A 26,303-nucleotide genomic window follows, 5' to 3' on the forward strand; every position below is an offset into this window, starting at 1 on the left:
CATGAGCGGCGTGACTGGGGTGGATGTTGAGCACACGAAAGCGCTGGAGGCAGCAGCAACCGATGGCGGTTGGGCGATCTGGCGGGACCTCGACGATGGCTTCTATGTGGTCGGGGAAGAAAGTGGAGTGATCCCGGAAGGCGCGGACCATGTTGACGGCGAGCACAACCCGGTCGCGCACGTGTATGTCGCGACCAATGCCGCGATCATTGCTCACGCCCGGACTACGGTGCCCGCCCTGGTTGCGGCTGTCGAGCGAGTCCAAGCACAACAAGCGCGGATCGCCGAACTGCTGGGCGTCGTCTTGCCGCACACTGCCGTCAACGACAAGACCCGCGTCGCACTGATGCAACTCTTCCAAATCCACGACGACATCAAAGCATTGGAGACACCATGACTTACCGACTTCAGATCGTCGAAGCAAACGGCGCTGACGACACGTTCTATCACTTCGGCGGCGCAGACTTCAGCACCGAGGCAGAAGCCCGAAACGAGCTGAACTCGCTGCCCGAATTCAAAGCGACGAACGATATCCCAAACCGCTACATCGTCGACCTACTGGCTGACGATGGTGACATTCTCGCCGACCGGGAAATCTCGGCGCAGACAGTGGAATCCATACTCGGGGAGACCATTGCTGACATGCGCGAAGAAGCGAAGTTGGTGTCGTCGTGACCGCGCCTGACCTAGGGTTGACCGACCTCATCGCAGCGCACCGACTGAAGCAGTCGTACTGGAACTGGTGGGGCTGCACGGGATGCGACTGGCGAACCAAAGGCACCTACGGCAGTGAACCCACGATCGAGACCGCCACCGAACACGCCAAACATGTGGTGGAACAGCACACCAGCGGGCGGCACGAATGGCCGAAGACGACACCGACCGGCTTCACCTACGAACGGCCCACAACGTACGCCGAGTTGGAGCACATGAGTGGCCACATGGTGCAGTCCGAGATCGAAGGCTGGGGCGTAGCGGAACGGCCACCCGAACCTGTGTGGGAACTGGTCGGCATCGCCCAGCAAGAGGTTGAACGTCAACGCCAACGCGCCGAGAAGGCGGAGGCCACGGCGGCCGAACTCGAAGCAGAGCTGGAGAAGTACCGCGCCGAGGAACGCCGCCAACTCGAATGGGCACGCCACCTCGCCCGAGACGACGTGCGTTGCCCGAGCTGCAATCTCCGCTACGGCGAACGCGACCAGTACGGCTGCGTCGAACCAGCACGAGCCCACGAATACGACGCAGACGAACTCCGCGCAGCTTTGGAAGGGGAACAGCAATGAGCGAATACATCGGAACTTGCAGCGTATGTGGAGAAGACCAGGGCGTCCGCAGTTTGTCGGTGTGGCGTGACGCTGACGGAGAAGGATGGTGGATTCATCCGGACTGCGCCGCCGGATTCTCCCTGACCGCGAAGAGTCGAATCGAACCACCTTCGGTGGTGTCGTCGTGACCGCGCCTGATCCGGGGAAGCCCAGCATCCAGGCTTGCGACATCTGCGAAATCAGATGGCACGCCGACTCTCTAACTGACGGCACATGCCCACGCTGCATCGCCGAAGACGCAATCTGCACAGAGGGGGACCGATGACCGAGACAGCCGAGATTGTCGGATCAGCCGTGCTGCTGATCATCGGCATCGTGTGGATCGTGTTCGGCCGACCAAAGGATGAGCGATGACCAACCGTGAAGGAGTCGTTGTGAGTGAGATCCGATCACAGGCCACACCCGCGAGAGACGAACTGGCCGAGGCGATCCACGCCGAGATTTGCGAAGAGTCACTGGAGGACTGCCTAGACCCCGACTGGCGCGGAAAGTGCGCTCGCGCTGCCGATGTGCTCCTGTCTGCTGGTTGGTCGAAGCCTCGCACGGTGAACAGCGCGGCCGAATTGGATGCGCTCGATCCAAATGCAGTGTGTTCCTTTGTTGACAGCAACGGAGTCACGTACGCATGCACCGCCGCAGAGTGGCAGATGGGCGGATTCTTCTCGACCGCCGAGCCGTTCCCGATGATCACCGTTCACACTCACGCGGGGTCAACATGACCACCGACCGATGCCCAGTGTGCTGGCGCCCCGTGCTGATTACGGACCACTGGCGCATGCGTCGACACCACGACAAGGCCGGCCACCTCTGCCCCATGTCCGGGCAAGACGTCAACGGCCTGGATCTCAACCCCACCGAACCACTTTCAAGAACGGAGGCCGCGAATCATGGCTCGTGAATATGCTCGCGTCCGACTCAATATGGCGGAAGATCCCGAGTACCTCGATCTCACCGTCGACGCGCAGCACCTCTACGCAAACATCCTTCTGATCGACCCGTCGCTCTCGTACTGCGGCATCGCTGACTGGCGCCCCGTACGGCTCACTCAGCGCGCAAAAGACCTCACCCTCGATCGCATCATGGCCGCTGCCGCAGTGCTCGAACAAGCTCGATTCGCGCTCTTCGATCCCGACACCGAAGAGGTACTCGTCCGCACTCTCGTCCGTAATGACGAGCTACTCCGCAACCCGAAGATGGCTCTGTCTGTGGTGAAGGCTTACCAGGGCGCAGCGTCCCGAACCTTGCGCGCAGCGGTCATCACCGAACTCCACAAGGCCCGTGAAACGCAGTCGGATTTCTCGTCATGGACAAGCCCGATGTCCAAGGACGCGCTCGCCCGATTGCTCGATCTTCCGGCACTCGATCCGGCCGATTACACCAATCGTATTGCCAACCCGATTACCAATCGGAATACCAATCACATTGGTAATCGTATTGGTAATGCCGATGCGGTCCCGAATACCAATCACATTGGCAATACGGACCCGGGTGCGGATTACCAATCAGATTCGGTCGGTTTCCTACCAGTAACCAGCAACCAGCAGACATACAACCAGCAACCAGAGAGTAGTTACGTAAGTACGGAAGGTTACGGCGCGAGCGCAACCGAACCCCCACCCCGCTACTGCCCTCAGCACATTGACGAACCGACGACGAGCCCGTGCCATGCCTGCGGCGAAGCACGGCGCGCTCGCGAAGTCTGGGACCGCAACGAAGCCCACGCCGTCAAGCTCGCTCAGTCGTCCGAAGCCAAGCGCCGGGCCAAGTTCATCCAGGACGCGATCGACGAGTGCGAGCTCTGTGACGAGAACGGCTACTTCGGCACGACCGTCTGCGAGCACAACCCCGAGCGAGTCGAGACCAACCGTCGAGGAGTAGCGCTCGTCCGTGAAGCCCTTGCCGAGACTGCGAAGCGAAAGGCCGACGATGAACAACTTTGAGGATCTGATCACCCGCGACGAATCGCTCGCCGTGATCTGCACGTACTGCGGCGCCAAGGCCGGCGAGGTGTGCACGGCCAAGGACCGCTACGGCAAGTCCCATCCGCTGCAGAACTTCCCGGCCCACCCTGCTCGCAACCAGCGGGCCGAGCGTCAAAAGCGACTTCGCCAGCTCGACGCCGAACGCGAGGCTCGGCGATGACCACCGTTGTCGGCCTGGACCCGAGCCTCACAGCCGCCGGAATCGCCATTCTGGGCTCTCCTGGCACCACGGACACCCCAAACGTCCCAAAACTCGTCACCGTTGGCGTGAGCGGGTCGGAATCGGCTTCCCTTGCCGAGCGGAGCACCCGCATCGGCGACCAGTTCGAGCGAATCATCCGCTCGATGCCTCCGAGCGTCCGTCTCGTCGTCATCGAACAACTGCCGTTCACCGCGCCGAAATTTGCCGCGAAGTTCCAAGAGCGATGCGCGCTCTACTACCGCGTGACCGAGTTCCTGGCGCGTCGAAAGATCCCGGTCGTCGAGGTAGGCGCAACCACGCTCAAGAAGTACGCAACGGGCGACGGACGGGCCGACAAGCGTGAGGTCGTCAACGCCATGCGCGATCTCTGGCCGCACGCAAAAGTCCGCAACGACAACGAGGCTGACGCGCTGGCACTCGCGACGATGGGTGCAATGCGTCTCGGCTGGCACGAACCCGAAATGGTGCATCACTTTTCGCCGAATGTGAACTGGACGGGGCTGAGCCGATGATCTGGCTACGCGTGATCCTGATTCTCGCCATGGTCGCCATGATCGCTTGGACGCTACTGGAATTCAGCACTCGACCGACTCGCAAGCCGTTGACCGAGGCTGACGTTTACGAGGCCATGACTGGACGTAAGCAACGCAGCAAAGCGAAATTTCTCGCAACCGATCAGTTCGAGGCCTGGACACATTGCCCCAGTTGCGGTGAATTCGACTGCCATGCAATGCGAGAACCGCTTCCGTGGGACCCAGCAGATTGGCGCACCTGGAGCCAAGGGAGAGCCGAGTATCTCGAACTCCATCAGTCGGCGACAACGATTGAGGCCTGGGGCGGCCACGCGTACAGGTGGATTGACAGCACACCCGAATATCCGATTGCAGAGCCGGTCAACGAAACACGGTTCGCGACAATCCGCATCTGCAAGTGCGGCAGAGAATGGGGGCAGAAATGACTACCGCTGAAATCACTTATGACGAGATGCGCCGCCTGTGCGGATTGATCGACCTCGCAATGCCATTCCCGAGCCGTGACCACCTCTATTCGGGAACGGAACGCGGCATCGACTGGTGCGTCTACGCGTCTCCGTTCGGATATGCGCTGAACGGCTATGCGCGGATTCCGGAGGGTATGGAGATTTACGTCGAGGAGTTGGAAGTCCACGGTGGAATCACCTATGGCTCAGGAGTTTGCACAGGCTGGATTGGGTTCGATACGGCACATGGTGGCGACGTCTGGAGCGTCGACGAGCTACGGGGAGGGGTCGGACTACACGTCTCGCCGTACGTAGAGGAGCACCACCGATTCGAGGCCGAGATGGCCGAAAGGTATCCAACTATGGCGCGGCACTGGACTGTCGAAAAGATTCTCGCAGAGTGCAAGTCACTCGCCGAGCAAATCGCGGTGAGGCGGAAATGACATGGGTCAAGATCGACTGCAAGCGCAGTGACGAACTGCGCACATCGCTCAATCTCTGTGTCGTATCTTCACGCTCGGACCTCGGAGGAATGATGGGCGACCCGAGTGTCCAGACAACATGGGGCGATAGGGAAACCGAACAGGAAGTACTCAAAGAGGCCAGGTTTCCACGCTTCGAATGGGACTCGCGACCCGGAGATCTTGCACCCTGCGAGCATTACGAATGGGTGGCGCCATGACGGACATCATCGACGAAATCGACGCTCTGGTCGACGAGCAGCTCAGCGGTTACAGCCAGCGAACTGGTTACGACTACAACGCGTCTCAAGATCGGTGCTGGCACTGCGGCGAAGACTGGCATGGACTCAAGATCACTGCTCGCATGGAAGAGATGCGGCGGGCGTACCAGCAAGAGTCTCGGCGATTGGAGTACCTCGGCGAGGGCGAAACGGGCTATGCCGAATCGGTGATCGATCCTGACTACCGCTACGCCGACGACGACAGCGAAGTCCTCTGTCCCGGCTCCGGTTTCATCGGGCCATGGGCGACGAAGCGGCAGATCGAGCGAATGCGAGCCGCAAGGATTCTCGGGGATGCACCCTCGCGGCCTTACTATAGATTCAACGACGGCAATCCGTGGACCCTGGACGCACTGCGGGATGTACGGAGTAGATACACATTCCCTCAGCGATACCACCTCGGCGTCGGCCCTTCAGGTGAACCAATCAGGCCAATTGCGCCCAGCCGCCAACTGCGAATCGGTGACCGCGTCGGTTTCGAGTCGAGCAACGGGTTTCGACAAGAAGTGGTCGTCGTGGACGTCGTGGAGAGCGGATTCACTACCGAATACATCACCGAAGATCCGCGATTCAGCGCACGGGCACAACAACTCCGCGATGCACTCGACCGTGAGCACAGGCTCGCCAGGGAAGAGGCCACCAGGGGCGGTGAAGCCTCGCAGGTGATCATCGACGAGGGCAGGCCGTACAGGTACGGCGAAGACTTCTCGTTCGCGGACCCGGCAATTCCGCCTGAGATGCAGTTCCCGCGTGAATGGCCCGACTTTGCAAGCGCGCTCAGACGCATTCTCGAAATGCCGAACCCTTTCGATCCGTCCGCTTGGAACATAACCGTCGGCGATCCCGAACCCGACACCCGCACACCACAAGAGCGCGCACTCCCCCGGCCGAGCACAACACCGCCAATGTGGGCCGTCGACGCCGGCCGACAGCGCAGGACTCGAACGAATTCACGAAGGAGGCACCGATGATCGTTCATAAGTCGACATCTGGTCTGTATCGGCCGTATTGGAGCGTCTACTTCCATCGTCGTGCCGTCACGTTTGGCGATGTGCTGTCTGGCCGGAGAAACTTCGCCATCTTCGGTCCCGAGCGATTCATCGCTGAGGGCAAGCTCGAAATCGGCAAACTGCGGGGCGGAGGACGAGTCTCATGACGACGGATTGTCACAACTGTGGCCGCACGGTGAGCGAGAATATTGCACTGTGCGGCGAGTGCCTGGAATCCCTTCGCGCAGAACTGCGCCGAGTGCCAGGTCTCGTGTCGGATATGACCATCACGCGAGCACGCCTGGATCGGATGAGTAGTGGCCTGGCGCGAGGAAAGAGTGCTGAGACGGCCTTGCCGATCCGTTTGGACAGGTTCGACCGCCGTCCAACCCAATTCCCGCTCGACTCTCTAACGAATGAGATCACGACCTGGGCGAGGCTCGTTGCCGAGGAAACCGGACAGCTGGACGAACTCAATACTGCGCTGGACAGTTTCGAATTTCGGCAGTCCGTACACGCGCAACGCCATCGCAAACATGATCCGGCATGGCTCTCGACCGAGACTGCGCTCGACGCCGAACTGGCCGCCATCTGGCTCGCTGATCACGCGGGCTATCTCGCATGGATGCCTGCCATTGCCGAGATGCACGACGGCATCACCGACGCGATTGCTCGGTGTCGCAGAGCGATTGATCGACAACCGGAACTGTCGTACAAGGGACTATGCCCACATGTGAGTTACGACGAGGAGCGGCAACCATTCACCTGCTCGGCCGACCTGTACGTCGAGCGCGGCGAGGATTACGTGAGCTGCCCGCGCTGCTGGACGCATCATCGAGTGAGGGATCTCGAGCAAGCGATGCTCCACAAGGTGAACGACCAACTGTTCACCATCACCGAGCTGTTGCCGCTCCTCGACGAACTCGGTGAGCATGTCGCCAAGAGCACGCTGTACGCATGGGCCAACGACCCCAAGCGCAAGAAGCTGTCCCCTCAAGCGTGGCGCCAGGCAGATGGCACGCACTCGGACTACTGGATGCGGCGGTCAGATCCAGCGCTCTACCGACTCGGCGATGTGAGAGCGCTGGTTGCCGCCCTCGACACGGACGAGAGCGGGGTTGATGCCGCAACGCTGTGACCTGTGTAGACTCCGAATCGCAGTGCGTGAGCTGTCTCTCCGCACCTTCCCTCACCACCCAGAACGCGCCCGGTCTCGTTGACGCACCCAGTCAAACCACACGCTGACGGCGTGCTCCGAGGCCGGGCGTTTATGCACCGTCCCCCACAAGGACCGTCCCCCATATGTACCCCACCCCCTGATAGACCCACCCCCTCATAGACCCCCCATTCAGGTTCAGGTCACCGCCCCGTCCGCGAAGTACGCGGGGAGAACGGAATCCAAGCAAGGCCCCATGAGACGCAACCTGTCGTCTCGCTGCGCTGCCTGATGGGCACAACTGAATAGCTCGACACCCCACCGCTTCATGGTCGGTGGGGGCATAGCGATGTAGAGCAGTCGGTAGCTCGCTGGGCTCATATCCCAGAGGTCGCGGGTTCGAGTCCCGCCATCGCCACCACGCCCGACCACGACCCCGACCGAGGGAGGTGGACAGTGGCACGCATCGACAGATGGGCATGCGTCGAAGCCAAGAAGCTCTCGACCAAGTGGACCACCAATGCAGTTACCACCTCGAAGAAGCGCAAGCGAGAGAAGAGAGATCGCAATGCGTGAGGGTCAAGGGTTCTTCTGGGTTGTCGTCCAACTGATTCGAATGTGGCTTCCACCAATGCAGTGGCACTGGCATAGGTAGGCAGGACAGGCAGGTGTAGCCATGGGACGCACTGGCGGTCGTAGGTACAGGACGAACCGAGCACGAGTGCTGCAAGGCGCAACTGCCTGCTTCCTCTGTGGCCGGCCGATCGACCCCGACCTCAAGGCGCCCGACCCGATGAGCCCCAGCGCCCATCACTTCATCCCGTACGTCCACGGTGGTGGGGACGAGGTTGCGAACCTGCGTCCAACTCACCTCGTCTGCAACCAGAAGCAGGGTGACAAACCCACGCGGGTGGTCAACCGCAACAGTCGGGAGTGGACCTGAGACGGGCGTGCTCGCCTTCGCGTAGGTCGGACACGCAGACACGCCCCCGCATGAGCGTTGGCCCCGCCCCGTCCCTCTCATATGTATGTGTGTGGCAATGGGGAGGGGGTCCCCCCTTTCGGCGGCCCTCAGGTCGCTACACGGCGAGGCCTTCCATACCCCCCCGCTTGATTTCCACATGCCCCCAAGGTTCGCGAGGAGGTTCCTGCGATGGCTCGTCCCAGGTCGTTGGCTGCGATCGCCGGTGAAGGTGACCGCCTGAAAACTCTGGAGGCCCTGCGCGACAAGCTGGCACGGAGCATCGACAAGCCAGGGATCAGCGCACGTGACCTCGCGTCCCTCACTCGTCACTTTGTCCTGATCACGGGCGAGATCGAATCGCTCAAGGTTCGTGAAGCGGCGGGCAAGAACTCGGCCGGCATGGCGGACGAGAACGACGATGAGAACCCTGTCGAGAATGCGTCATCTGAGTCGCTCACTCCAATGCAGGAAATGTCAGCCGCGGTGAAGGCGAAACGTATGCGGATCGTCCCGGCGTCGTAATCGGGGCGGGGGTGGCTGGTGCAATCAACCGTCCTCGACCGCCCCATTCTCGGCGCTCAGATGCCTCGAATCCGGGTCGCGCCGACCGAGACATACATCGACACCTTCGGGCCTGAAGCAGTTGCGTTCGCCGCCAAGTACGGCTTGGTCGCCGACAGGTGGCAGGCGCTCGTTCTTGACGACTGGCTCGCCTTCCGGCCTGACGGGAAATGGGCATGCTCGCGTTGCGGGCTGTCTGTGCCTCGTCAGAACGGCAAGAACGGCGTCATCGAGATCCGCGAACTGTTCGGCATGGTCGAGCTCGGTGAGCACATCCTCCATACCGCTCACGAGGTCAAGACCGCTCGCAAGGCATTCAAGCGGCTCAAGCACTTTTTCGGAGAGAAGCCGAACGATCCGTCAGCTCGATTCCCCGAGCTGAACGCGCTCGTCGTCGAACTCCGAAGCACCAACGGCCAAGAGGCGATTGTCCTCTCGAACGGCGGCTCGATCGAGTTCGTCTCGCGATCGAAGGGATCCGCGCGCGGCTTCACGATCGACATCATCGTGATGGACGAGGCGCAGGAGCTCTCAGACGAAGCGCTCGAAGCACTTGGCCCCACAACGCGATCCGCTCCGCTCAAGAACCGCCAATTCATCTACACCGGAACGCCGCCCGGGCCGAAGAACAACGGCGAGGTCTTCACCCGCCATCGAACGCTCACGATGGAGGGCAAGAAACTTCGATCGCTCTGGTCGGAATGGTCATGCCCTGACGGCGTCGATTACGACGACCCTCACGCACAGGCGCAGTCGAACCCCGCACTGGGTGGTCGGCTGGACCTCGAAACCATCGCCGAAGACCGCGACGACTTCACCGACGAGGGCTTCGCACGTGAGTGCCTCGGGATGTGGTCGGCTGCAGCCACTCACAGCCCGATCGACATGGTCACGTGGGCCAACGATGCGATCGACTTCGACAGTCCGAGTTACGTGGAATGGCATTCGCAGATCGACTCGATGCCCACCCTCGCTATCGATGTGGCGCCTGACAACGAGACTTCCTCGGTCTCGGCTGCCGGTCGGCGGATCGACGGCATGCCAATGGTTGAAATGCTCGAAAACCGCGCTGGCATGGGCTGGGTCGTCGAGTACGTCAAGGCGGTGTATCGCAAACAGAAGTTCCGCGGTGTCGTCATCGACGGACAGTCCCCCGCGGCCCCACTGATTGAACCGCTCGAAGAGGCGGGCATCCCGGTCATCGTCACCGGCGCTCAATACATGGGCACCTCGTGCGCGAACTTCTATCGAAAGGCCGTGTCGGGCGAGATGGTTCACCTCGACCAGCCGACGCTCAACACCGCAGTGGCCGACGCACGTAAACGCAACATCGGCGCTGAAGGCCTGTGGGGCTGGAACCGCAAGAACACCACGGTCGACATCACCCCGCTCGTCTCGGGAACCCTCGCGCTCGGGTCCATCGACGCGCCAATTCCGAAGCCGAAAAAGAACATCTCGAACGCCGTCTACGGCTTCAACTGACAGGAGGCCTCATGGCGACGGAGCAGGAAATCGCGGCCGATCTCAAACTCGTCCGCAGCGGGCTTACGAAACTCGCCGCGGCGCTGCCGATGTGGCAGGTGCGCGAGGATGCCGCAACAGGCAAGGGGAATCTCCCGTACGCGCCGAAGGGTGTCGACGTCGAATACCTTGCGCTGCAGAAGATGGCACCGCTGCCGCTCATCCGCCTCGCTGTCCGAACCACGTGCCAGCGACTTCGCGCCGGCGGCGTCCGCACCGCGAAGGGTGCGGACTTCGACAAAGAGCTCTGGCGCATCTGGGATCGAAACAACCTCGGCAGTCGGCAGCGAATTGTCTACCGAGACGGAATTGTTCACGACCGCGGCATTATGTCCGTCTGGCCCAACAAGGCCGACGCGACAACGCCGATCGTCCGTCCCGAATCTCCGAAGTCGGTGTGGATCGAACCTGATCCAGCCGACCCGTTCACGTCGATCTGGGCAACCAAGCATTGGACTGAGCGTCGCGAGGACAAGGACATCACCGTCGCGATGCTCTACACGCCGAAGTACTGGGTGAAGTACGAAGGTGACGGCGCCCAAAACCTCACGGAAGTCAAACGCGGCAAGAATCCGCTCGGCCGCGTGCCATTCGTGACATTCGAGCCCGAGATCGACGCCGAGGGCAACAACAGCTCCCTGATCGACGCATTGATGGAACCGCAGAAGGCCGTCAACACGGTGCGTTTCGATCTTCTGCTCGCCGCACAGTTCGCTGCATACCGTCAGCGGATCGCCACCGGATACGACCCTGTGGTTCGCGACGGCGACGGCAACCCGATTGTCAAACGCGATCCCGAGACAGGCGAGGCGATCCTCGATGCAGATGGACTCGAACAGCCGATTATCCGCTCACCCGGACGTGTCGGCGTCGACCGCATGCTCGTGTTCCCGGGAACCGACACGAAAATCACCGACCTTTCCGAATCGGATCTCGGGAACTACGTCACCGCGCTGGACATGCTCGTCGCGACCTTCGCGGCCGTCGCACAGGTGCCCCCGCAGTACCTGATCGGCGACTTCAAGAACGTCTCCGGTGATCTCATGGTCGCTACCGAGGCAACTCTGCGATCACTCGTGACGGACTTGCAGACCGGCTACGGCGAGTCCGACAAGGAAGTGTTCCGGCTCGTTGAGATCGCCCGCGGTGGCGACCCTGACGCACTCAGCGACCTTGAAGTCGACTGGTCCGATGCTGATCCAAAGAACATCAACCAGATCGCCTCGGCTGCAGCGCAGATGGTTCCAAACGGCGCACCGATCCGAATGTTCCTTGAGCAATGGCCCGGGTCGACACCGCGAACGGTAGAGCGCTGGCTCGCCGACGCTGAAACAGTCCTCGCGCGCGTAATGGCAGGCGACTTTGCTGCCGTCGAGACGGGCCCGAAGCCTGATGAGTGACGATGATCCACTCCGAATCGGCACACGGTTCTATGAGCAGCAGGGTCGACGTAATCGCAAGGCTGCGAACGCGGTCCAGTCTTTGTGGCGTCGAGCGGACCTTAGCGACTTGAGTGGATGGTTTGACGCCCATCGTGTTGACCTTGTCCTGCCAATTCTGCAGGGCATGGAGACCAGCGCGACTCAGGGTCAGCAGTATGTCGAGACGCAGTCCACTGCGCAGGGCGTGAAACTGCTCGGCGAACAGATCGATCCCCTGGCCTTCACCATCGATCTCGACTCTGCAGCCTCCATGGCGTACTCGGCCTCGGTATTGCCAGCGAAATCCGCGATCGCGCAGGGCGTTGGCGCGCAGATTGCCACCGCATTGGCTACGAAGACTCTCGTCAGGTTCGCGTCCACGCTCGTGGCGGACGCCGGCCGAGAGGCCACGCAGGCGGCGATGACCTCCAGTCGATTCAGTGGATACATCCGGATGCTGAGACTTCCGTCATGTGATCGCTGCGCAGTCCAGGCAGGCAAGTGGTTCCGCTGGAACAAAGGGTTCGAGCGCCATCCTGGTTGCGATTGCGTGCACATACCGGCACGTGAATCGCGAGCGGGCGATACATCAGTCGATGTCGTTGCGGCGATCAGGTCCGGCAAGGTTACCGGCCTGAACAAGGCTGACATCGCATCGATACTCGACGACGGCGCCGACCCGAGTCAGGTGATCAACGCCCACCGCGGAATGTCCACCTCGGACGTCTTCGGCCAGACTCTCAAGATCACCAACGAGGGCGTCACGCGCCGCGGAATCGCCTACCGCGCAATGGGTCAAGCCCAATACGTCCAACGTCAAGGCGAGATGAAGTCGGCCGGCCAGCGTTACATGCAATGGCGGTCGGCGCGCCTCACTCCATCCGCCATCTACGACATAGCCGAAAGCAAATCGGATGCACTGCGTTTGATGAAGCTATACGGCTACATCCTTCCGGACTGACCGGAGAAACTCCCCCGCTCACAGCGGGGTGCGCGTGACCGCTGCGCTCTCAGCGGGTGAAGGAGATGCAATGCGCAACACGATCCATTCCGTCATCGCACCCGAGGTGATCGACCCGCTGACTATCGGACGAGCGCGATTCTGTGCCCACCGAATGCACCCCCGTCGAGACGAGGGTGGTCACGGAGCCGGAGCCCCAGGTGCGGATCCCGCCGGAGCGAATCCTGCAGGAGGAGGTGGGTCCGACCCTGCAGACGATGGTGGCGACGATGGCAAGAAATTCACCCAAGCCGACGTCGACCGCTTCATTGCAGGTCGGTTCGCAAAATACGCCGATTATGACGCGATCAAGACCGAGCGCGACGAGCTGAAGTCGGCGACCGCAACCGCACAGGAACGCGAGATAGAAAAGGCCCGCAAGGAGGGGCGCGACGAAGTCACCACTCAGGCGACCGAGCGTCTCGTCCGGGCTGAATCTCGTGGTGTGGCCGCAGAGCTCGGATTCCACAACCCCGGCGAAGCGCACCTCTACATCAACCTCGCCGACGTCCCAATGAAGGACGACGACGTGGACACTGCCGCACTCAAGGAACTACTCACTGCGGCAACGAGAGACCGGCCCTACCTCCTGAAGGATTCGAACGATTCCGCCTCGCATCAGGACGTCGGAATCGGTCGCCGCGGCACATCTCCTGAACCGAAGCCGGGCACAGCTCGACTCGAATCCGCATTCAACGCGGAATACAGCAAGTAACCGGCCGCCCCACGGCGGCATCAACTCTCAGAAAGGAGACAGCACATGGCTGTCACTCTCGCCCAGGCTGCCGCTGTGGAGCCGGACCCCGTACGACGGGGCGCAATCGAGACGCTGCACCAAGTCTCGAGCGTCTTCGATCGCCTGCCGATCGAAGCCATTCAGGGCAACGCCTACAGCTACGACACCGAAGGTGCGCTGCCCGGTACGGGATTCCGCACCGTCAACGAGGCCTACATCGAATCGACCGGCGTCATCAACATGCAGGAGGAGCGCCTGCGCATCCTCGGCGGTGACGCAGACGTCGACAACTTCCTCGAAGCCACCTTCGGCGCCACTCGCGGCTCGCTTATGGCCCAGCAGGTCCGCATGAAGCTCATCTCGGCTCACGGCACCTACGTGGACGCGATGTTCAACGGCGACGCAGATGTTGACCCGAAGTCGTTCGACGGCCTTCGTAAGCGCCTGATCAACAAGCAGGTTCTCGACTCCGAGCACGGCTACGGCTCCGATCTCTTCCTCGACGATCTCGACGCCCTGTTCGCTCAGGTGCATGGCGGCACCCCCGATGTCGTCTACAGCCCGCAGGAGATCATCGCCAAGCTCAAGTCCCTCGGCCGCAAGGTTGGTGGTGCGGACTACATCAACTCCGAGATCACCGGCAAACGTGAGTTCACCTGGAACGGTGTGCCGTTCATCGATCCCGGCGAGCACTGGAGCGGTCGACGCATCCTCCCATTCGAAACGTCCGGCTCCGACTTGTACGCGATCAAGTTCGCGAACGGGTTCACCGAACACGGCGTCATGGGCATCTCGAATGGCGGTCTGCAGGCCAAGTCCCTCGGCGAGTTGCAGGAAAAGCCCGCCATCCGAACCCGTATCGACTTTTTCTGCGGATTCGTTGTCCAGGGCGGCAAGGCTGCTGCCCGCCTGACCGGCGTCAAGCGCGCCTGACCCAAGAAAGGGATCACCCATCATGGCTGCACGCACCCCACCCAAGACCACCGTCCTCACCGGAGACACGCTCGACGCTCCGCAGACCACCTCTCCCGGTGATGCACCCGCGGACACGTACGACAAGCTCGAGCGTGTCTCCTCGGCCATCCCCGACAAGGCCACAGCCGCAGCGGCCGGCCATCAGACCGTCAACACGGTCAAGGTTGTCGGGACTGTCCCGGTCGACACCCCGACAGGCAATCGCGTCGAGGTGTACGTGAGTACCAAGCCTGACGGAACCAAGGTTGTTGTGACCCGAAACGTCGACACTGGAGTCACTTCCGTTGCCACGTCCATTGCGGTCACCCCCGCCACCACGTCGGTTGCGGTCGGAGCAACCCGAGCGCTGACCGTCAAGAATCAGGCCGGAGTCACTCTGACTGCGGGTATCGAATTCACCTCATCCGATCCGACGAAGGCAACCGTCAGCGCTACCGGCGTCATCACTGGCGTCGCCGCAGGTACCGCCACCATCACCGCAAAGGTTGGCACCCTCACTGCCACCTGTGCAGCAACCGTCACGGCCTGAGCCGTCAGCGAGGAAGGGGCGTAGATGCCCGAGCAACCCGTATTCATCACGCCCGAGGATCTGCGCCCCTACCTCCCCGGCAAGTCGGACACCGATCTGCAGGAATGGATCGACGACGCCCTCGGAATCGCTATACAGATCGCACCATGCATCGAACGCCCGTCATTCGCTCACCGCGCAGCACTGAAGGCCATTCTGCGATCGGCAATCCGCTACAACGCTTCCACTGGGAATGGAGCCGTCACGCAGATGTCGGCAGGTCCATTCCAGCAAACGATCGACGCGCGGCAAGCGCAGTCTGGAATCCTCTTCTCGCCCGCACAGGTCGCGCAGTTGAAGGACATGTGCAAATCCAGAGCCCATCATCAAGGCGCCTACTCTGTCCCGTTCGGCGCTCCGGAGTCGCTCTATGGCTGAGGACGCGGCTTTCATCTGCACCCAACCCGCGCAGTTCAGACGCAAGCTCCCGTCGACGGAAACCAGCCCGCGCGGCAATGAGATCGAAGTCCACGACGACGCCGAACCGATCCTGGTCTGGGCCTTTTATGTCAATGACGACTTCGTGACCGTCGAAGGGCATGCAGGACGCGTCAAAGTGGACGCAACCTGTTACCCGCCAACCGCACTGGGAACGAAGGTCGGCGATCGCATCGAACTTCCAGGCAAGGGCTGGTTCAAGGTCGAGGGCGTCTCGGATTACGACGCCCATCCAAACTTCACGCCGGGCATCGTCGACGTCAAACTCCGAAGGGTCAAGGGATGAGTGATCGAGAAGTCCTCGTCCGCCATATCGGCGGCGAAACCGTCTACGACACCACGACGTTCGCGACCGAGGACAAAACCGGAGTGCTCCTCATCTACTCCGACTCGAGTCAAAAGCAGGTCATCGCCGCCTATAACCCACAAGGGTGGATCGCGGCCGAGGTTGTCGACAAGGTGGTGAATGACGATGACGCAAGCCCGGATTGAGTGGGCGCCCGACGCGCTCTACAACGTCCGCCGGTCCCCCGAGACTCAAGCCGCCATCAACGGTCTTGCCGCGCGAATGGCGGAGGCCGCCGGTCCCGGGTTCGAGTGGTCCTCGATGCAGGGTGCTCGGCGGCCCCAGGGCCGCTGGCGCGCGATCGTCTACCCGCGAACTGCGGCGGCTCGTATGCGCAACGCCTCTGAGAACACTCTCGTCCGAGTGCTCGGAAGTGTGAGGTGAGTTATGGCTGAGGCATTGACTTGGCCCGCTCCAGCTACGGCAGTCCTGGCAACACTCGTCCGCGAGCGGTTGCCGGCAGAGTTCTCCGACGTGTGGGTGGGCACGAAGATCCCCAACCCTGTGCATCCGCGCATGGTGCGTGTCTCGCGCACCGCGGGCGGCGGCATGGCCACCCATGGTCAAACCGATCACGTCTACGCACTCTTCGAGTGCTGGGCCAACGACGAGGATGGCGCAGAAGAGCTGGCCAATGTCGTTCGTGCCGTACTGAAGTCCTCGCCCGGACATTGGGCGCACGACACCTTCATTCGCTGGTGGAAAGAAAACAGCGGGCCATACAGCTGGCCGGACGCTTCGGACCAGGTCCGCTTCCAATTCACCGGCGAGATTCTCCTCAAGATCTAACTCGCTCCGCAATCCCCTTCGGCCCGGTGCAACGATGCCTGAGAGGGGCACTCAATCATGGTCAACGTCAACAACTCTTACGTCGCAACTCCTCCGATCGACGGAGGCGTTCTGCATTCCGGCCCATTGGGCACAAGCCTCCCGACCGATGCGCTCGAAGCGCTGGACCCGATCTTCGTCGGCAACGATCACGGCGCGGTCGGCGAGAACGGCATCGCGATCAACCGCAGCAAGACCACGCAGAAGATCCGCATGTTCGGTGGCGGAAACTTCCGCACCGTCATCACCGAGACCGACCACTCGGTCAAGATCACGCTTCTCGAAGACGACAACCCGGTCGTGCTCGAGACCATCAACGGCGCCGACAACGTCATCGTTCACGACGCTGATGAAGATGGCCTGAAGAAGACGATCTACCACACGGGCGAGGCTTCGCCGATTCAGTCGTGGGTCATCGACACGATCGACGGCGAGAAGTCCAAGCGCTACGTCATCGAGAAGGGTCAGGTCACCGAACTGGCCGAGGTCACTGACGTGCACACCAACGTCACTCAGTACCAGATCACGATCGAGACCTACGAGTCCAAGATCGGCGGCAAGGGCGTCAACTGCGTCGAGCTGCGCAACGACGCTTCGAAGGCTGTCCCCGCCTCGGGCTCGCTGACGGTCACCACGACCACGCTGCCTGCCGGCGTCGTTGGCACCCCGTACTCGGAGACTCTCACGGCCACCGGTGGAACCGGCTCGAAGACCTGGTCCAAGACGGGCACGCTCCCGGCTGGACTCACTCTTTCGACTTCCGGCGTTCTGTCCGGCACTCCGACTGCGGCCGGTACGCCGTCGATCAACTTCAAGGTCACGGACTCGGCAACCCCGACTCCCGCAGAGGCCACGAAGGCGATCACGGTCACCGTCACCGCCTGATGAACCCACCCGGCAGGGGTTGATTGACACCCCACTGCACCGGGCCGCCCTTGCCGGGTGGCCTCAAGGCCCGGTCGCATTTCTCCTATTGGAACAACTGAAAGGCCTGGTGCATCATGGCTTTCCGAATCACTGCAGCGCACGAAGCTCCCACTGTGGACATCGAGATCCCCATCAAGGGCTCGGCTGACGTGCTCATCAAACTTCCCAAGCTCGGGTACATTCCGCCCGAGATTACTGACGAGGTCGACCGATGGACCACCGCGAAGTTCGCTGAGATCTCGGCGAAACGGAACGAGGCCAACGAGAAGCGCATCCCCATTCCCGACTCGGACGCCAAATTCCGCTATCCGACATACCTCGACGTCATGGATCAGTACATCCAGTGGATCGAGCCCGATGTCGCTGAGACGGTCGCCAAGCTGTCCCACGCGGAGCGGGAACAGATTTGGACGTATTGGAACAAGCAGTCCGGGATCTCGGAGGAAAAATCCGAAGCCTCCTCCGACTCCTCCGACGCGACGGAGTAGAGGGGGCGATCCGCTCCGACCTGCTGGCAGTTGGTAGGTCACTGGATGAACTCGGGCGGACGTTGTCCTGGCAAGACTTCGAAGCCTGGCTCACTCGCCTGCCAGGGCGCAGCGCCTATCGACGTCTTGTCGATCCGATGGGCGTCTTCACCGATCCTGAGCCGGATCTAATGCTCGGGATCATGGACGAGATCCGCACCCTGCAGTGGCAATTCGCCGGAGCGAAGGAAGAGCACGTGCCTCGGCCGATGGCTGAGATCCTGCGCCAAAGCTTCGCGAAACGCGAACAAGCCAAGCTCGACCGGGACAAGAGGGTCGCTCAGGCAACCGAGGCCCCGAAGAAGGTCATCGACATTCGCGAGGAAATCGCGCGACGTCAACGCGGCGAAATGCCCACGAGCGCACCGAAGGCTTCGAATCCCAAGGCGCTCGAAATCCGCGAGAAACTCGCCAGGGCCAAAGCCGCCAATCAATAGTCACCACACACGAAACGACCGCCCGAGGCATCTGTCACGGGCGGTCGTTCTGTGTATCTGCAGGAGGTAATCCGTTGGAACTCGGCGTTGGATACCTGTCGATCGTTGCGGACACCTCGCGAATCCCAGGGCAGGTCACAAGTGCCCTGGGCGGCGCGCAGCAGTCTGCAAACTCGGCCGGCGAAGGCATGGGCTCAAGGCTCGCTGCCGGACTGGGTAAGACCCTCAAAGTTGGCGTCGGGGCGGCAGCCGTCGCCACCGGTGGGCTTATTGCCGGTGCCATCACCAAGGGTATCGGCCGCCTGACAGCGATCGACGACGCCGAGGACAAACTCCGCGGACTCGGGCACTCGGCAACCACTGTCGACAAGATCATGGAGAACGCCCTCGCTTCAGTGAAGGGCACTTCGTTCGGTCTCGGCGATGCGGCCACGATTGCAGCCGGCGCAGTCGCCAGCGGCATCAAGCCGGGCGCAGAACTCGAACGCACACTCAAGCTCACCGGTGACGCCGCAACCATTGCGGGGACGTCGATCGGCGAAATGGGCGGCATCTTCAACAAGGTCGCTGCCAGCAACAAGATTCAAGGCGACGTCATCGCCCAGTTGGGCGACAAAGGCATCCCGATCCTTCAGCTCCTCGGCAAGGAAATGGGCAAGTCTGCAGCCGATGTCTCGGCTCTCGCATCCAAGGGCAAGATCGACTTTGCGACCTTCCAGAACGCAATGGAGCGCGGGCTGGGCGGCGCGGCGCTGACTGCCGGCGGCGCCTCGATCGAGAACGTCAACGCTGCACTCGGCCGATTCGGTGCAACTCTCGCAGGCCCCGCATTCCGGCAGGCGCCGAAGGCCTACGAGGCGATCACCGACGCTCTCGACAAGCTCGACGCCAAGTCCAAGCCGATCATGGCCGAGCTCGAGAAGGACATCAACGGCAAGTACCTTCCGGCTCTGAAGACATTCGGTCGCGAGGGGGCTGAAGCCTTCGAGCAGTTCCGGAACTCTGACCTCGCAGTCCAGTCGATGTCTCGCATTGGCAATGTGATCGACCAGCTGGTCGAGACCGGGCGCGAGGTCGGCCCCGCCTTGGGCACGATCGTCACGTCGCTGTCCAAGGCCTCCGCGGCCCTGGGTGTCTCGACCTGGCAAGTCTTCCTCTCGACCCTCGACGCCTCTGCGCAGATTCTGAACTCGACGCTCGTTCCGGTTCTGAACGTCACTGCTGGGCTCATGCAAAACAACCAGGGCGCAGTCGTAGCCCTCGCCGCGGCATTCCTGGCCTTCAAAACGATCCCCGCGCTCATCGGGCGGATCTCGGGCGCCATCACCCCGGTCGGAGCCGCGGCATCAACCGCTACCGGACGCGTGCAGGGATTCGCCTCCGCCGTGCGCAATGTCGTCACTGCGACAGGCGGAGTGGCTTCGGCCGGCCGAAACGGATCCGTGGCCATGGGTAGCTTCGGATCCTCGATTGCAGCCCTTGGCCAGCACGCGCCGGTTGTTGCACGCATGCAAACCTCCTTCCTGACTGCAGCCACCAACGCGAGCCGATTCGGGCGTACTGCGGGCACGGTCTCGGCCGCAATGACAGGCGTCAAGGCGGGCGCGGCAGGAATCACGAACGCGCTTGGTGGCCCGTTCTCTGCAGCTCTCATGATCGCCACGGTCGGCATCATGAACTACCAGTCTGGAGTTGCCAAGGCCAACAACCAGAATCGGCTCCTCGCGGACTCGATCTCTGGCGCAGCAACAGCGCAAGCGGAACTGCTCAAGGCCATGGCAAGTGGCGACGAAGCAGCCGTCACAGCACAGGTCACTGCGAATGTGCGGGGCCTGCGCCAGGAGCAGCAGCAGCTCGCCTCCACTGGTCCGAGCATGGTTCAGAAGTCGATCGCAGGCTGGGAATCCCTCACCGCGGCAATCGGCATCACGCGCGGCGAGACAGTGGAATCGACTATCGCGCAGGAGGATGCGGCTAACGGCGCGAAGGCGATCACGTCGACGCTCGACAGTCTCAAGGTCACCAATGAGGACCTGACGCGCGCGGTCACCGGCTCCGAGGGCGCCTTCGGTTCGCTTCGGAACAAGCTAGAGGCCGCGGGCGGCGACGAAGCTGTGGCCTGGCTCGACAAGCAGCGAGCCGAGTATCGGCTGCTCAAGATGGCGATGGAGGACGTCGGTCCTGCGGGCATTCAGATTGCGGATGCCATCAGCACGATTGCAGATTCGGCCGGCGACTCGAAGTCCAAGCTCGAAGGAATGCAGACGATCCTTCGGGCGCTCGGCATTCTCGAGACCGACACTCAGGCTGCACTCTTCGAGACGGCCGAAGCGGTTCGCGAACTCTCGAAGGCAGCCGAGTCCGGTGTCGATCCAGTCGGCGGACTCGGTGATGCACTCATTGGTCTCGATGGCAATCTGAACCCCGATATGCCGAACGCGAAGGCACTTCGGGATTCCCTCGTTGACCTCGGTGGCGATTTCAAGAACCTTGTCGCCAGTGGCATGAGCAGCAAGGATGCGTACGGCGAGATCGAAGCCGGTCTGCAAGCGCTGGCTGATACCTACGACATTCCGATCGAAAAGGTCCGCAAATTTGCGGAGGCACAAGGAATGGTCGTCGACAAGCGGATCGACTTCGCACTGTCGGTCGACGGTGGAGACGCGGCTGCAGAGGCAATTGCCACTGTCGCAACTCGGGCCAAGGAGCTCGAAGGCGGCAAGACGATCAGCATGATCGTCAAGGATCAGGAGGCGATCGACCGGCTCACGGGTCTCGGCCTGCAGGTTCTCAAGATCAATGAGACCACCGGTGAAGTCGATGTCACCGCGAACTCGGATGCAGCGCTGGCTGGCATCGGTGCTGTAACTCTCGCGCTCGGCCAACTGGACGAGGGCGTTGCGACTCCGGAGATTACTGCCGACCAGACGCGGTTCTTCATCGCCGACAAGGACACTCGGGACCGACTTGGCGAGATCGACCGAACCACTGTCAATCCACAGATCGGCGCCGTCCTCGACAGGTTCATGGAGGGTCGAAACGTCACTCTTGCGGAACTACAGAAGATCGACCTGTCGACCGCAGAGCCTGACGTCCAACTCCTCATCAAGGATGCAATCGCCAACGCGCAGGTCGTCAACTCGGCGATCGATCAGGCTGCGCGACCGCGCACCGCAATGCTCACGATCGACGTGTCCCAGGACCGCGGCAGCGCAAGCAGCGTTCAGTGCGACCGGCCAATACGGACCCGCCGCACCAGTATTCAATTCACGAGGTTCGCGACTGCCGAAGAACTCGACCGGCTCCAGGCTCCCCACCACGGGCCCTGGAACGGATCGCACAGACGGCATCCTCGGTATCGGCTACAACGGGATCCCGACGTCATGGGTCGACAAGGGCGAATGGATCATCAACGGCCAGTCGTCCGAGAAGTACAACCGCGAGCTCGCCGCAATCAACGCCGGCACCTTCCCGAAGTTGCCCGGGTACGCGACGGGCGGCGTGGTCGGATCGGGCGACCTGCTCGACTTCGTCAACGGCCGCATTGGCGGCGCATCGGGCCCCCTGACCGGTTCGCCATATAACTGGGGCGGCGTCAACTGGGGAGACTGCAGCGGCGCCATGGCAGCCATTGCGCGGTTCGCAGTCGGCCTCGCTCCATTCGCAGCGCGTTTCGCGACCGGCAACATGGCAAGTGCTCTCAGTGCCATGGGCTTCATGATGGGCCACGGCGGCCCGGGCGATCTCCGATTCGGCTGGTACAACGGTGGACCCTACGGCGGTCACACGGCCGGCACACTGCCCGACAACACCAACGTCGAGATGGGTGGCGGCTACGGCGGGGGCATGGTCGGCGGAACAGTCGGAGCCAGCTCCTCCGCGTTCACGGATCACGCCTACCTGCCCATCGGCCCCGGCTTCGACTGGAACCAGTCAGGCACGTCGACACAACGCGGTCGTGGGCGAGTGTCCCGCGCAGGAGCCACGGCCTCGAAGCAGCCCGAGTGGACGGACAAGCAGCAACTCGATCTCGAGAAGGCGGAGATCGACGTCCGACTGGCCGAGGATGCGCGCACCGAGGTCGAGGCTGCAATAGCCAAGGGTGAGAAGTCGCAGAACGATCTCGATGCGGCGAACAGCAAAATCAAGATCGCGCAACAGAAGGTCGTCGATCTTCAGAAGAAGAAGGATGACGTCGCGAGTTGGGTTGCGGACGGACCTGCCCCACAGGCTCCGACGCTCTCACGGATGTTCTCCGACGCCGAGGTTGATCGGATCGACGCCCAACTCGCGGTAGACGCTGCAAACGAGCGTCGCAACGAGGTGTATGACGACCCTGATTCGACAGACACCGAGTTGGACAAAGCCGATGCGGAACTGTTCAAGGCGCGGAAGGCGCTGAGCGAACTCGGCATGAAGAAGGACGGCAACAGTCCGACGTCGTGGTCCGAGATTGCAGGCGATTTCGCCAAGAATGCGGTAACGGGCCTTGTGTCCGACGCGCTCGGAGTGTTCGGCATTCCCGATCAAATCCCTCCTGCAATGCAGGCGTGGCAGATGTTCGAGAAGGCTCAGGCGGAACAGAACCCGTACCTTCTCGAACCTTCGGCCGACCAGCGCGCCATGGGCGCACAGGTCACGGCCGTGGATCCCGGCAATGCGTCGAGGCGAGACATTCTCGCCGACAGTCCGGTCATGTTCGACGCACGCGAAGGTGTCGCCCGCTGGGGCGACAACGTCATCAAGGGGTTGCGCGGCACTCCGCATCTTCCCGGTGAGGCGAATGCACTTCTCGCGGAACTGGAGAAGTTCAGGGGCGCTGCGCACTTCGCAACTGGCGGTCCGGTTTCCGGTCCGTCTGGCGTGGACAAGGTTCCAGCCTGGCTCACGGCGCGTGAGTTCGTCGTCAATGACACGGACGCTCATGCGGGACAGAACCAAGCCATCCTGCAGGCGATGAACTCGGGAACGAGATTCTCTGTCGGGCAACAGAAGCAGCCCGATCCGCGCGCAGGTGCGACGAACAACTTCTACGGAATCCAGAACCCCGAAGAAGTCATCCAACGATTGAGGGTCAAGGAAATGCAGGATTCTGCATCGCACGGTTGGGGGATTCGATGAGCGACCTGCTCCTGTTCGAGATCGAAGCACCCAATGGCGACCGGGCCACCATCCACGGCCCGGGAGCAGGCGCTGAGGGCATCGTCCTCGATATCAATCCGAAGGGGCTATGGGAGACGCCCACGACGACAATCTGGACCGAAGGCGCCAGGCAAGAGGGCGGAACCTACAACGGTTTCCGCCACAACATGCAGGACGTCATTCTGCCGGTGCACATCTCGGCCACCGAGGATATGTCCTGGCAGCAGGTGAAGTCCCGGTGGTCTGGGATGTGGGAGTTCGATCGAGAAACCCAACTCGTCGCCACCTCCTCGTCAGGCATTCGGCGTCTCGGCCTTCGCAAGGTTGAGACGCCGACGTTCGAACCGATCGTCGATCCCGGTTTCAATGCGTACGGCTTGATGATCATGACCACGCGCGCGGGATGGCCGTTCTATATCGAGAAGGACGAGGTCGACGTCTTCCAGTCGAAGACGGGCGAACTCAACGGGCATGTCACGCTGTCGAACCCGACCAACCGCCCGATGTATCTCAAGTGGGTCATCGACGCGCCGCAGGGTGGCCAGGTAACGCTGCCTGACTTCTCATGGATCACCGATCCGGAACATGAGGACTACGAGTGGCGTGGGCGCGTGATCGACGTGCCCACGCTATCGGCGGGTGAGAAGCTCACGATTCGAACGTATCCCGACGAGGAAACGTACGACTCGAATATCAACCCCCTGTTCTGGGCCCGCGCGAATTCCGTCGAGTTCGAGTTCGCTGTCCCTCCGCACACTCTTCCGGTTGACGTGCCAATCAAGTGCACGGTGCCGAACATGACTGTGGCCGTGTACCAGCCACGTCACTGGACCATGGTGATGGGCGGTGAAGAATGACCGCGCCACTGCTCGACAATCCGCTCTTGCACGACCAGGAACTGATGGATCGCATGCAGGCGATCCTCGACGACTCCGAGCGCAAGAAGGAGAACCGCGCTCGCCGTCGTCGCAAGCCTCCACTGATTCGCCTGTGGGACGGCGACATGAACTATCGCGGTCGGGTCACGGTCGAGTGGGAAATGGCGGTCAAGTGGGTCAAGAACAACTCGGGTCCCGGCCGGATTGTCTTGCCTGCCAACCACTATCTCGCCAAGTGGGCTGTCGATCCATATGGCCGCCCGAAGCAAAACGTCCACATGACCGTCGACAAGGACGGTGCACGGTGGGGCGGCCGGCTGCAGCAGGCTCGTCGAGCTGCACCGCGCGACGGGAAGAACTTCGTCGAGCTGCAGTTCCTCGACGACTACGAGGAACTCAAGCACCTTCTCGTCTGGTCGAATCCGTTCCTGCCCGCCATCATCCAGTTTCCTCGGTCCTTCATTTTGGCCGGTCCGTCGATCTACATGCTCAAGTTGGCACTCTTCCTCAACATCATGCGGATGGAAGGCAACTGGTGGGCACTTCCTGATGACCCGATGGACCCGGCGCAGTGGGGCCAGGGCCTCGACATGTCGAACTGGAATATGGTCGTCAAACCCGGCTCACTACTGGATGATTCGTCGCCGTGGACAGTGCTGTCGAGTCGGTTCAAGTACTGGCACGACATGGCCGAGCCGACGCTCGGCGACGCACAACTCATGGTCACCACCCGGCGATACCTGCAGGGCGACCCTCCCCCATGGCCTGGCGCGAACCTGCGTCCCGGAACGATCGTCTTCGACGTCGTTAACAAGTCGGCCTACTGGGACGAAACCTCGCAGGGCGGCACGATCTGGGACGGCCTCAAGCGGACCGTCGTCAACCTTGCGAGCAACCTCGTCGACGAGACGCTCGCCGAGGTCATCGACCCCATCGATCCGTACAAGGACGTCACAGGTAGCTCGATATGGACGTACCCGCGTGCGCCGTATGTCGTCTACCGCGAGGGTCGAATTTCCGGCATGGAAGTCTCCGACTGGTGCCACAAGCACGGTGGTTCGGTCCAGATGGTTGTCGGCGGTCACTCGTTCCCGGGTGTTGACGAGGGGATCTCGGCAGCCATTCAGTTGGGGCTCAACAACCTTGGGCAGTTGATATTCCAACCAACCCTCGGCACCATCGCCGACACGTTCCTCAAACCGATCTACAGCGGAACCGTAGCGGCATGGGTGTCAGTGAAAAGCCCAGTACGAGCGCTGAAATACGGATGGTCGCACTACCAAGAGGACATCGTCTCGGGCGGTGACCGGGCGTACACACTTAGCTCGATCATGAAGATCCGCGAGGGCTTCTGGAAGTCTCGCCCTCGCATCACGCACCGCATGGAACTCGCGGACGGCCGACCGTATCTCATTGGCGACAACGGTCAAGGTCACTTCTTCCTCGGTGACCGAATCGGCTCAACGCTCAAAGATGTCGGCAAGCGTGGCCAGATCTACGTCGAGCAAGTCGCCGAGATTGAACTCGTCTGCGATCGCGGCCAGAACAAGTGGAACGCCACAACCGGCGAGCCCGAAGACCTCGAATCGCCGACTGCACGCGGAATGCGTCAATTCGCCAACCTTGCTGGCGCAGCACATGACCTAGGAGTGATCTGAC

Annotated in this window: 32 protein-coding genes and 1 tRNA gene; all 33 read left to right on the forward strand. The window is 61.8% G+C overall.

All coding sequences use genetic code 11. The features are described 5' to 3' along the window. The first annotated feature begins 1 nt into the window (after position 1). The 33 genes from ABIE52_RS18065 to ABIE52_RS18225 all read left to right on the forward strand — a co-directional run bounded on the left by ABIE52_RS18065 (position 2) and on the right by ABIE52_RS18225 (position 26,302). A complete protein-coding gene (locus tag ABIE52_RS18065) occupies positions 2-397 on the forward strand; it encodes a hypothetical protein (RefSeq protein ID WP_192711895.1) in 396 nt (131 codons plus the stop codon). Then, a complete protein-coding gene (locus tag ABIE52_RS18070) occupies positions 394-675 on the forward strand; it encodes a hypothetical protein (RefSeq protein WP_192711894.1) in 282 nt (93 codons plus the stop codon). Before ABIE52_RS18065 ends, ABIE52_RS18070 begins: the two co-directional genes overlap by 4 nt. Next, the gene (locus ABIE52_RS18075; RefSeq protein ID WP_192711893.1) at positions 672-1,283 is read left to right on the forward strand and encodes a hypothetical protein; all 612 of its coding nucleotides are present in this window, start codon (positions 672-674) and stop codon (positions 1,281-1,283) included. Before ABIE52_RS18070 ends, ABIE52_RS18075 begins: the two co-directional genes overlap by 4 nt. Next, positions 1,280-1,453, forward strand: coding sequence for a hypothetical protein (locus ABIE52_RS18080; protein ID WP_192711892.1), 174 nt, complete (start codon positions 1,280-1,282; stop codon positions 1,451-1,453). Before ABIE52_RS18075 ends, ABIE52_RS18080 begins: the two co-directional genes overlap by 4 nt. A gap of 222 nt (positions 1,454-1,675) precedes the next feature. After that, complete coding sequence (locus ABIE52_RS18085; protein WP_192711891.1) at positions 1,676-2,044, forward strand: hypothetical protein; 369 nt, start codon at positions 1,676-1,678, stop codon at positions 2,042-2,044. 168 nt (positions 2,045-2,212) lie between these two features. Next, positions 2,213-3,265 (forward strand): hypothetical protein, encoded by a 1,053-nt coding sequence (locus tag ABIE52_RS18090; RefSeq protein ID WP_192711890.1) that lies wholly within the window; start codon positions 2,213-2,215, stop codon positions 3,263-3,265. Next, positions 3,252-3,467 carry a zinc finger domain-containing protein gene (locus ABIE52_RS18095; RefSeq protein WP_192711889.1) on the forward strand — a complete coding sequence of 72 codons (216 nt, stop codon included), beginning with the start codon at positions 3,252-3,254 and terminating at the stop codon, positions 3,465-3,467. Before ABIE52_RS18090 ends, ABIE52_RS18095 begins: the two co-directional genes overlap by 14 nt. Beyond that, positions 3,464-4,021 (forward strand): crossover junction endodeoxyribonuclease RuvC, encoded by a 558-nt coding sequence (locus ABIE52_RS18100; protein WP_192711888.1) that lies wholly within the window; start codon positions 3,464-3,466, stop codon positions 4,019-4,021. The genes ABIE52_RS18095 and ABIE52_RS18100 overlap by 4 nt, the downstream gene beginning before the upstream one ends. 442 nt (positions 4,022-4,463) lie before the next feature. After that, positions 4,464-4,931 (forward strand): hypothetical protein, encoded by a 468-nt coding sequence (locus ABIE52_RS18105; RefSeq protein WP_192711887.1) that lies wholly within the window; start codon positions 4,464-4,466, stop codon positions 4,929-4,931. A gap of 235 nt (positions 4,932-5,166) precedes the next feature. Beyond that, complete coding sequence (locus ABIE52_RS18110; protein ID WP_192711886.1) at positions 5,167-6,201, forward strand: hypothetical protein; 1,035 nt, start codon at positions 5,167-5,169, stop codon at positions 6,199-6,201. Beyond that, positions 6,198-6,386 carry a hypothetical protein gene (locus ABIE52_RS18115; RefSeq protein WP_192711885.1) on the forward strand — a complete coding sequence of 63 codons (189 nt, stop codon included), beginning with the start codon at positions 6,198-6,200 and terminating at the stop codon, positions 6,384-6,386. Before ABIE52_RS18110 ends, ABIE52_RS18115 begins: the two co-directional genes overlap by 4 nt. Positions 6,387-6,415: 29 nt before the next feature. Continuing rightward, positions 6,416-7,357 carry a hypothetical protein gene (locus ABIE52_RS18120; RefSeq protein WP_192711884.1) on the forward strand — a complete coding sequence of 314 codons (942 nt, stop codon included), beginning with the start codon at positions 6,416-6,418 and terminating at the stop codon, positions 7,355-7,357. Between the two features lie 363 nt (positions 7,358-7,720). Then, positions 7,721-7,796 (forward strand) — tRNA-Met (locus ABIE52_RS18125). 255 nt (positions 7,797-8,051) lie between these two features. Continuing rightward, on the forward strand, positions 8,052-8,318 hold the full coding sequence (locus tag ABIE52_RS18130; protein WP_192711883.1) for an HNH endonuclease: 267 nt from the start codon (positions 8,052-8,054) through the stop codon (positions 8,316-8,318). A 210-nt stretch (positions 8,319-8,528) separates the two neighbouring features. Next, the gene (locus ABIE52_RS18135; protein ID WP_192711882.1) at positions 8,529-8,861 is read left to right on the forward strand and encodes a hypothetical protein; all 333 of its coding nucleotides are present in this window, start codon (positions 8,529-8,531) and stop codon (positions 8,859-8,861) included. Positions 8,862-8,879: 18 nt separating this feature from the next. Continuing rightward, positions 8,880-10,382 carry a terminase large subunit domain-containing protein gene (locus ABIE52_RS18140; protein ID WP_192711881.1) on the forward strand — a complete coding sequence of 501 codons (1,503 nt, stop codon included), beginning with the start codon at positions 8,880-8,882 and terminating at the stop codon, positions 10,380-10,382. An 11-nt stretch (positions 10,383-10,393) separates the two neighbouring features. Continuing rightward, positions 10,394-11,821, forward strand: a complete 1,428-nt coding sequence (locus ABIE52_RS18145) for a phage portal protein (RefSeq protein WP_192711880.1) — start codon at positions 10,394-10,396, stop codon at positions 11,819-11,821. A gap of 166 nt (positions 11,822-11,987) precedes the next feature. Next, positions 11,988-12,803, forward strand: coding sequence for a hypothetical protein (locus tag ABIE52_RS18150; protein ID WP_192711879.1), 816 nt, complete (start codon positions 11,988-11,990; stop codon positions 12,801-12,803). A 70-nt stretch (positions 12,804-12,873) separates the two neighbouring features. Beyond that, positions 12,874-13,557: a hypothetical protein gene (locus ABIE52_RS18155; RefSeq protein WP_192711878.1), complete on the forward strand. Its 684-nt coding sequence runs from the start codon at positions 12,874-12,876 to the stop codon at positions 13,555-13,557. 45 nt (positions 13,558-13,602) lie between these two features. Continuing rightward, positions 13,603-14,511: a major capsid protein gene (locus tag ABIE52_RS18160; protein ID WP_192711877.1), complete on the forward strand. Its 909-nt coding sequence runs from the start codon at positions 13,603-13,605 to the stop codon at positions 14,509-14,511. Positions 14,512-14,533: 22 nt separating this feature from the next. Beyond that, positions 14,534-15,082: an Ig-like domain-containing protein gene (locus ABIE52_RS18165; protein WP_192711876.1), complete on the forward strand. Its 549-nt coding sequence runs from the start codon at positions 14,534-14,536 to the stop codon at positions 15,080-15,082. Positions 15,083-15,106: 24 nt separating this feature from the next. Further along, positions 15,107-15,499: a hypothetical protein gene (locus ABIE52_RS18170; protein ID WP_192711875.1), complete on the forward strand. Its 393-nt coding sequence runs from the start codon at positions 15,107-15,109 to the stop codon at positions 15,497-15,499. Next, on the forward strand, positions 15,492-15,845 hold the full coding sequence (locus ABIE52_RS18175; protein ID WP_192711874.1) for a hypothetical protein: 354 nt from the start codon (positions 15,492-15,494) through the stop codon (positions 15,843-15,845). Before ABIE52_RS18170 ends, ABIE52_RS18175 begins: the two co-directional genes overlap by 8 nt. Beyond that, complete coding sequence (locus ABIE52_RS18180) at positions 15,842-16,051, forward strand: hypothetical protein (RefSeq protein WP_192711873.1); 210 nt, start codon at positions 15,842-15,844, stop codon at positions 16,049-16,051. Before ABIE52_RS18175 ends, ABIE52_RS18180 begins: the two co-directional genes overlap by 4 nt. Further along, complete coding sequence (locus ABIE52_RS18185; RefSeq protein ID WP_192711872.1) at positions 16,026-16,289, forward strand: hypothetical protein; 264 nt, start codon at positions 16,026-16,028, stop codon at positions 16,287-16,289. Before ABIE52_RS18180 ends, ABIE52_RS18185 begins: the two co-directional genes overlap by 26 nt. Before the next feature lie 3 nt (positions 16,290-16,292). After that, positions 16,293-16,694 (forward strand): hypothetical protein, encoded by a 402-nt coding sequence (locus tag ABIE52_RS18190; protein ID WP_192711871.1) that lies wholly within the window; start codon positions 16,293-16,295, stop codon positions 16,692-16,694. Between the two features lie 57 nt (positions 16,695-16,751). Next, the gene (locus ABIE52_RS18195; RefSeq protein ID WP_192711870.1) at positions 16,752-17,618 is read left to right on the forward strand and encodes an Ig domain-containing protein; all 867 of its coding nucleotides are present in this window, start codon (positions 16,752-16,754) and stop codon (positions 17,616-17,618) included. 116 nt (positions 17,619-17,734) lie between these two features. Continuing rightward, positions 17,735-18,148, forward strand: coding sequence for a hypothetical protein (locus ABIE52_RS18200; protein ID WP_192711869.1), 414 nt, complete (start codon positions 17,735-17,737; stop codon positions 18,146-18,148). A 62-nt stretch (positions 18,149-18,210) separates the two neighbouring features. Continuing rightward, the gene (locus ABIE52_RS18205; RefSeq protein WP_192711868.1) at positions 18,211-18,624 is read left to right on the forward strand and encodes a hypothetical protein; all 414 of its coding nucleotides are present in this window, start codon (positions 18,211-18,213) and stop codon (positions 18,622-18,624) included. A 74-nt stretch (positions 18,625-18,698) separates the two neighbouring features. Continuing rightward, positions 18,699-22,208: a tape measure protein gene (locus tag ABIE52_RS18210; protein ID WP_354541511.1), complete on the forward strand. Its 3,510-nt coding sequence runs from the start codon at positions 18,699-18,701 to the stop codon at positions 22,206-22,208. Beyond that, positions 22,102-23,745, forward strand: a complete 1,644-nt coding sequence (locus ABIE52_RS18215; protein ID WP_354541512.1) for a hypothetical protein — start codon at positions 22,102-22,104, stop codon at positions 23,743-23,745. Before ABIE52_RS18210 ends, ABIE52_RS18215 begins: the two co-directional genes overlap by 107 nt. Beyond that, entirely contained in the window at positions 23,742-24,623 is an 882-nt protein-coding gene (locus ABIE52_RS18220; protein ID WP_192711866.1) for a phage tail protein, read from the forward strand. The genes ABIE52_RS18215 and ABIE52_RS18220 overlap by 4 nt, the downstream gene beginning before the upstream one ends. Further along, entirely contained in the window at positions 24,620-26,302 is a 1,683-nt protein-coding gene (locus tag ABIE52_RS18225) for a Gp37-like protein (RefSeq protein ID WP_192711865.1), read from the forward strand. Before ABIE52_RS18220 ends, ABIE52_RS18225 begins: the two co-directional genes overlap by 4 nt. The last annotated feature ends 1 nt before the right edge of the window (position 26,303 follow it).

Source organism: Rhodococcus sp. OAS809, assembly GCF_040546695.1.
Lineage (GTDB): Bacteria > Actinomycetota > Actinomycetes > Mycobacteriales > Mycobacteriaceae > Rhodococcus_F > Rhodococcus_F qingshengii.

Coding starts and splice junctions, on each gene's coding strand:
- ABIE52_RS18185 (WP_192711872.1), top strand. CDS start 16,026: ATGACGATGACGCAAGCCCGGATTGAGTGGGCGCCCGACGCGCTCTAC.
- ABIE52_RS18065 (WP_192711895.1), top strand. CDS start 2: ATGAGCGGCGTGACTGGGGTGGATGTTGAGCACACGAAAGCGCTGGAG.
- ABIE52_RS18085 (WP_192711891.1), top strand. CDS start 1,676: ATGACCAACCGTGAAGGAGTCGTTGTGAGTGAGATCCGATCACAGGCC.
- ABIE52_RS18160 (WP_192711877.1), top strand. CDS start 13,603: ATGGCTGTCACTCTCGCCCAGGCTGCCGCTGTGGAGCCGGACCCCGTA.
- ABIE52_RS18170 (WP_192711875.1), top strand. CDS start 15,107: ATGCCCGAGCAACCCGTATTCATCACGCCCGAGGATCTGCGCCCCTAC.
- ABIE52_RS18175 (WP_192711874.1), top strand. CDS start 15,492: ATGGCTGAGGACGCGGCTTTCATCTGCACCCAACCCGCGCAGTTCAGA.
- ABIE52_RS18225 (WP_192711865.1), top strand. CDS start 24,620: ATGACCGCGCCACTGCTCGACAATCCGCTCTTGCACGACCAGGAACTG.
- ABIE52_RS18145 (WP_192711880.1), top strand. CDS start 10,394: ATGGCGACGGAGCAGGAAATCGCGGCCGATCTCAAACTCGTCCGCAGC.
- ABIE52_RS18105 (WP_192711887.1), top strand. CDS start 4,464: ATGACTACCGCTGAAATCACTTATGACGAGATGCGCCGCCTGTGCGGA.
- ABIE52_RS18190 (WP_192711871.1), top strand. CDS start 16,293: ATGGCTGAGGCATTGACTTGGCCCGCTCCAGCTACGGCAGTCCTGGCA.
- ABIE52_RS18110 (WP_192711886.1), top strand. CDS start 5,167: ATGACGGACATCATCGACGAAATCGACGCTCTGGTCGACGAGCAGCTC.
- ABIE52_RS18090 (WP_192711890.1), top strand. CDS start 2,213: ATGGCTCGTGAATATGCTCGCGTCCGACTCAATATGGCGGAAGATCCC.
- ABIE52_RS18155 (WP_192711878.1), top strand. CDS start 12,874: ATGCGCAACACGATCCATTCCGTCATCGCACCCGAGGTGATCGACCCG.
- ABIE52_RS18165 (WP_192711876.1), top strand. CDS start 14,534: ATGGCTGCACGCACCCCACCCAAGACCACCGTCCTCACCGGAGACACG.
- ABIE52_RS18130 (WP_192711883.1), top strand. CDS start 8,052: ATGGGACGCACTGGCGGTCGTAGGTACAGGACGAACCGAGCACGAGTG.
- ABIE52_RS18135 (WP_192711882.1), top strand. CDS start 8,529: ATGGCTCGTCCCAGGTCGTTGGCTGCGATCGCCGGTGAAGGTGACCGC.
- ABIE52_RS18220 (WP_192711866.1), top strand. CDS start 23,742: ATGAGCGACCTGCTCCTGTTCGAGATCGAAGCACCCAATGGCGACCGG.
- ABIE52_RS18095 (WP_192711889.1), top strand. CDS start 3,252: ATGAACAACTTTGAGGATCTGATCACCCGCGACGAATCGCTCGCCGTG.
- ABIE52_RS18100 (WP_192711888.1), top strand. CDS start 3,464: ATGACCACCGTTGTCGGCCTGGACCCGAGCCTCACAGCCGCCGGAATC.
- ABIE52_RS18195 (WP_192711870.1), top strand. CDS start 16,752: ATGGTCAACGTCAACAACTCTTACGTCGCAACTCCTCCGATCGACGGA.
- ABIE52_RS18080 (WP_192711892.1), top strand. CDS start 1,280: ATGAGCGAATACATCGGAACTTGCAGCGTATGTGGAGAAGACCAGGGC.
- ABIE52_RS18115 (WP_192711885.1), top strand. CDS start 6,198: ATGATCGTTCATAAGTCGACATCTGGTCTGTATCGGCCGTATTGGAGC.
- ABIE52_RS18180 (WP_192711873.1), top strand. CDS start 15,842: ATGAGTGATCGAGAAGTCCTCGTCCGCCATATCGGCGGCGAAACCGTC.
- ABIE52_RS18150 (WP_192711879.1), top strand. CDS start 11,988: ATGGAGACCAGCGCGACTCAGGGTCAGCAGTATGTCGAGACGCAGTCC.
- ABIE52_RS18200 (WP_192711869.1), top strand. CDS start 17,735: ATGGCTTTCCGAATCACTGCAGCGCACGAAGCTCCCACTGTGGACATC.
- ABIE52_RS18070 (WP_192711894.1), top strand. CDS start 394: ATGACTTACCGACTTCAGATCGTCGAAGCAAACGGCGCTGACGACACG.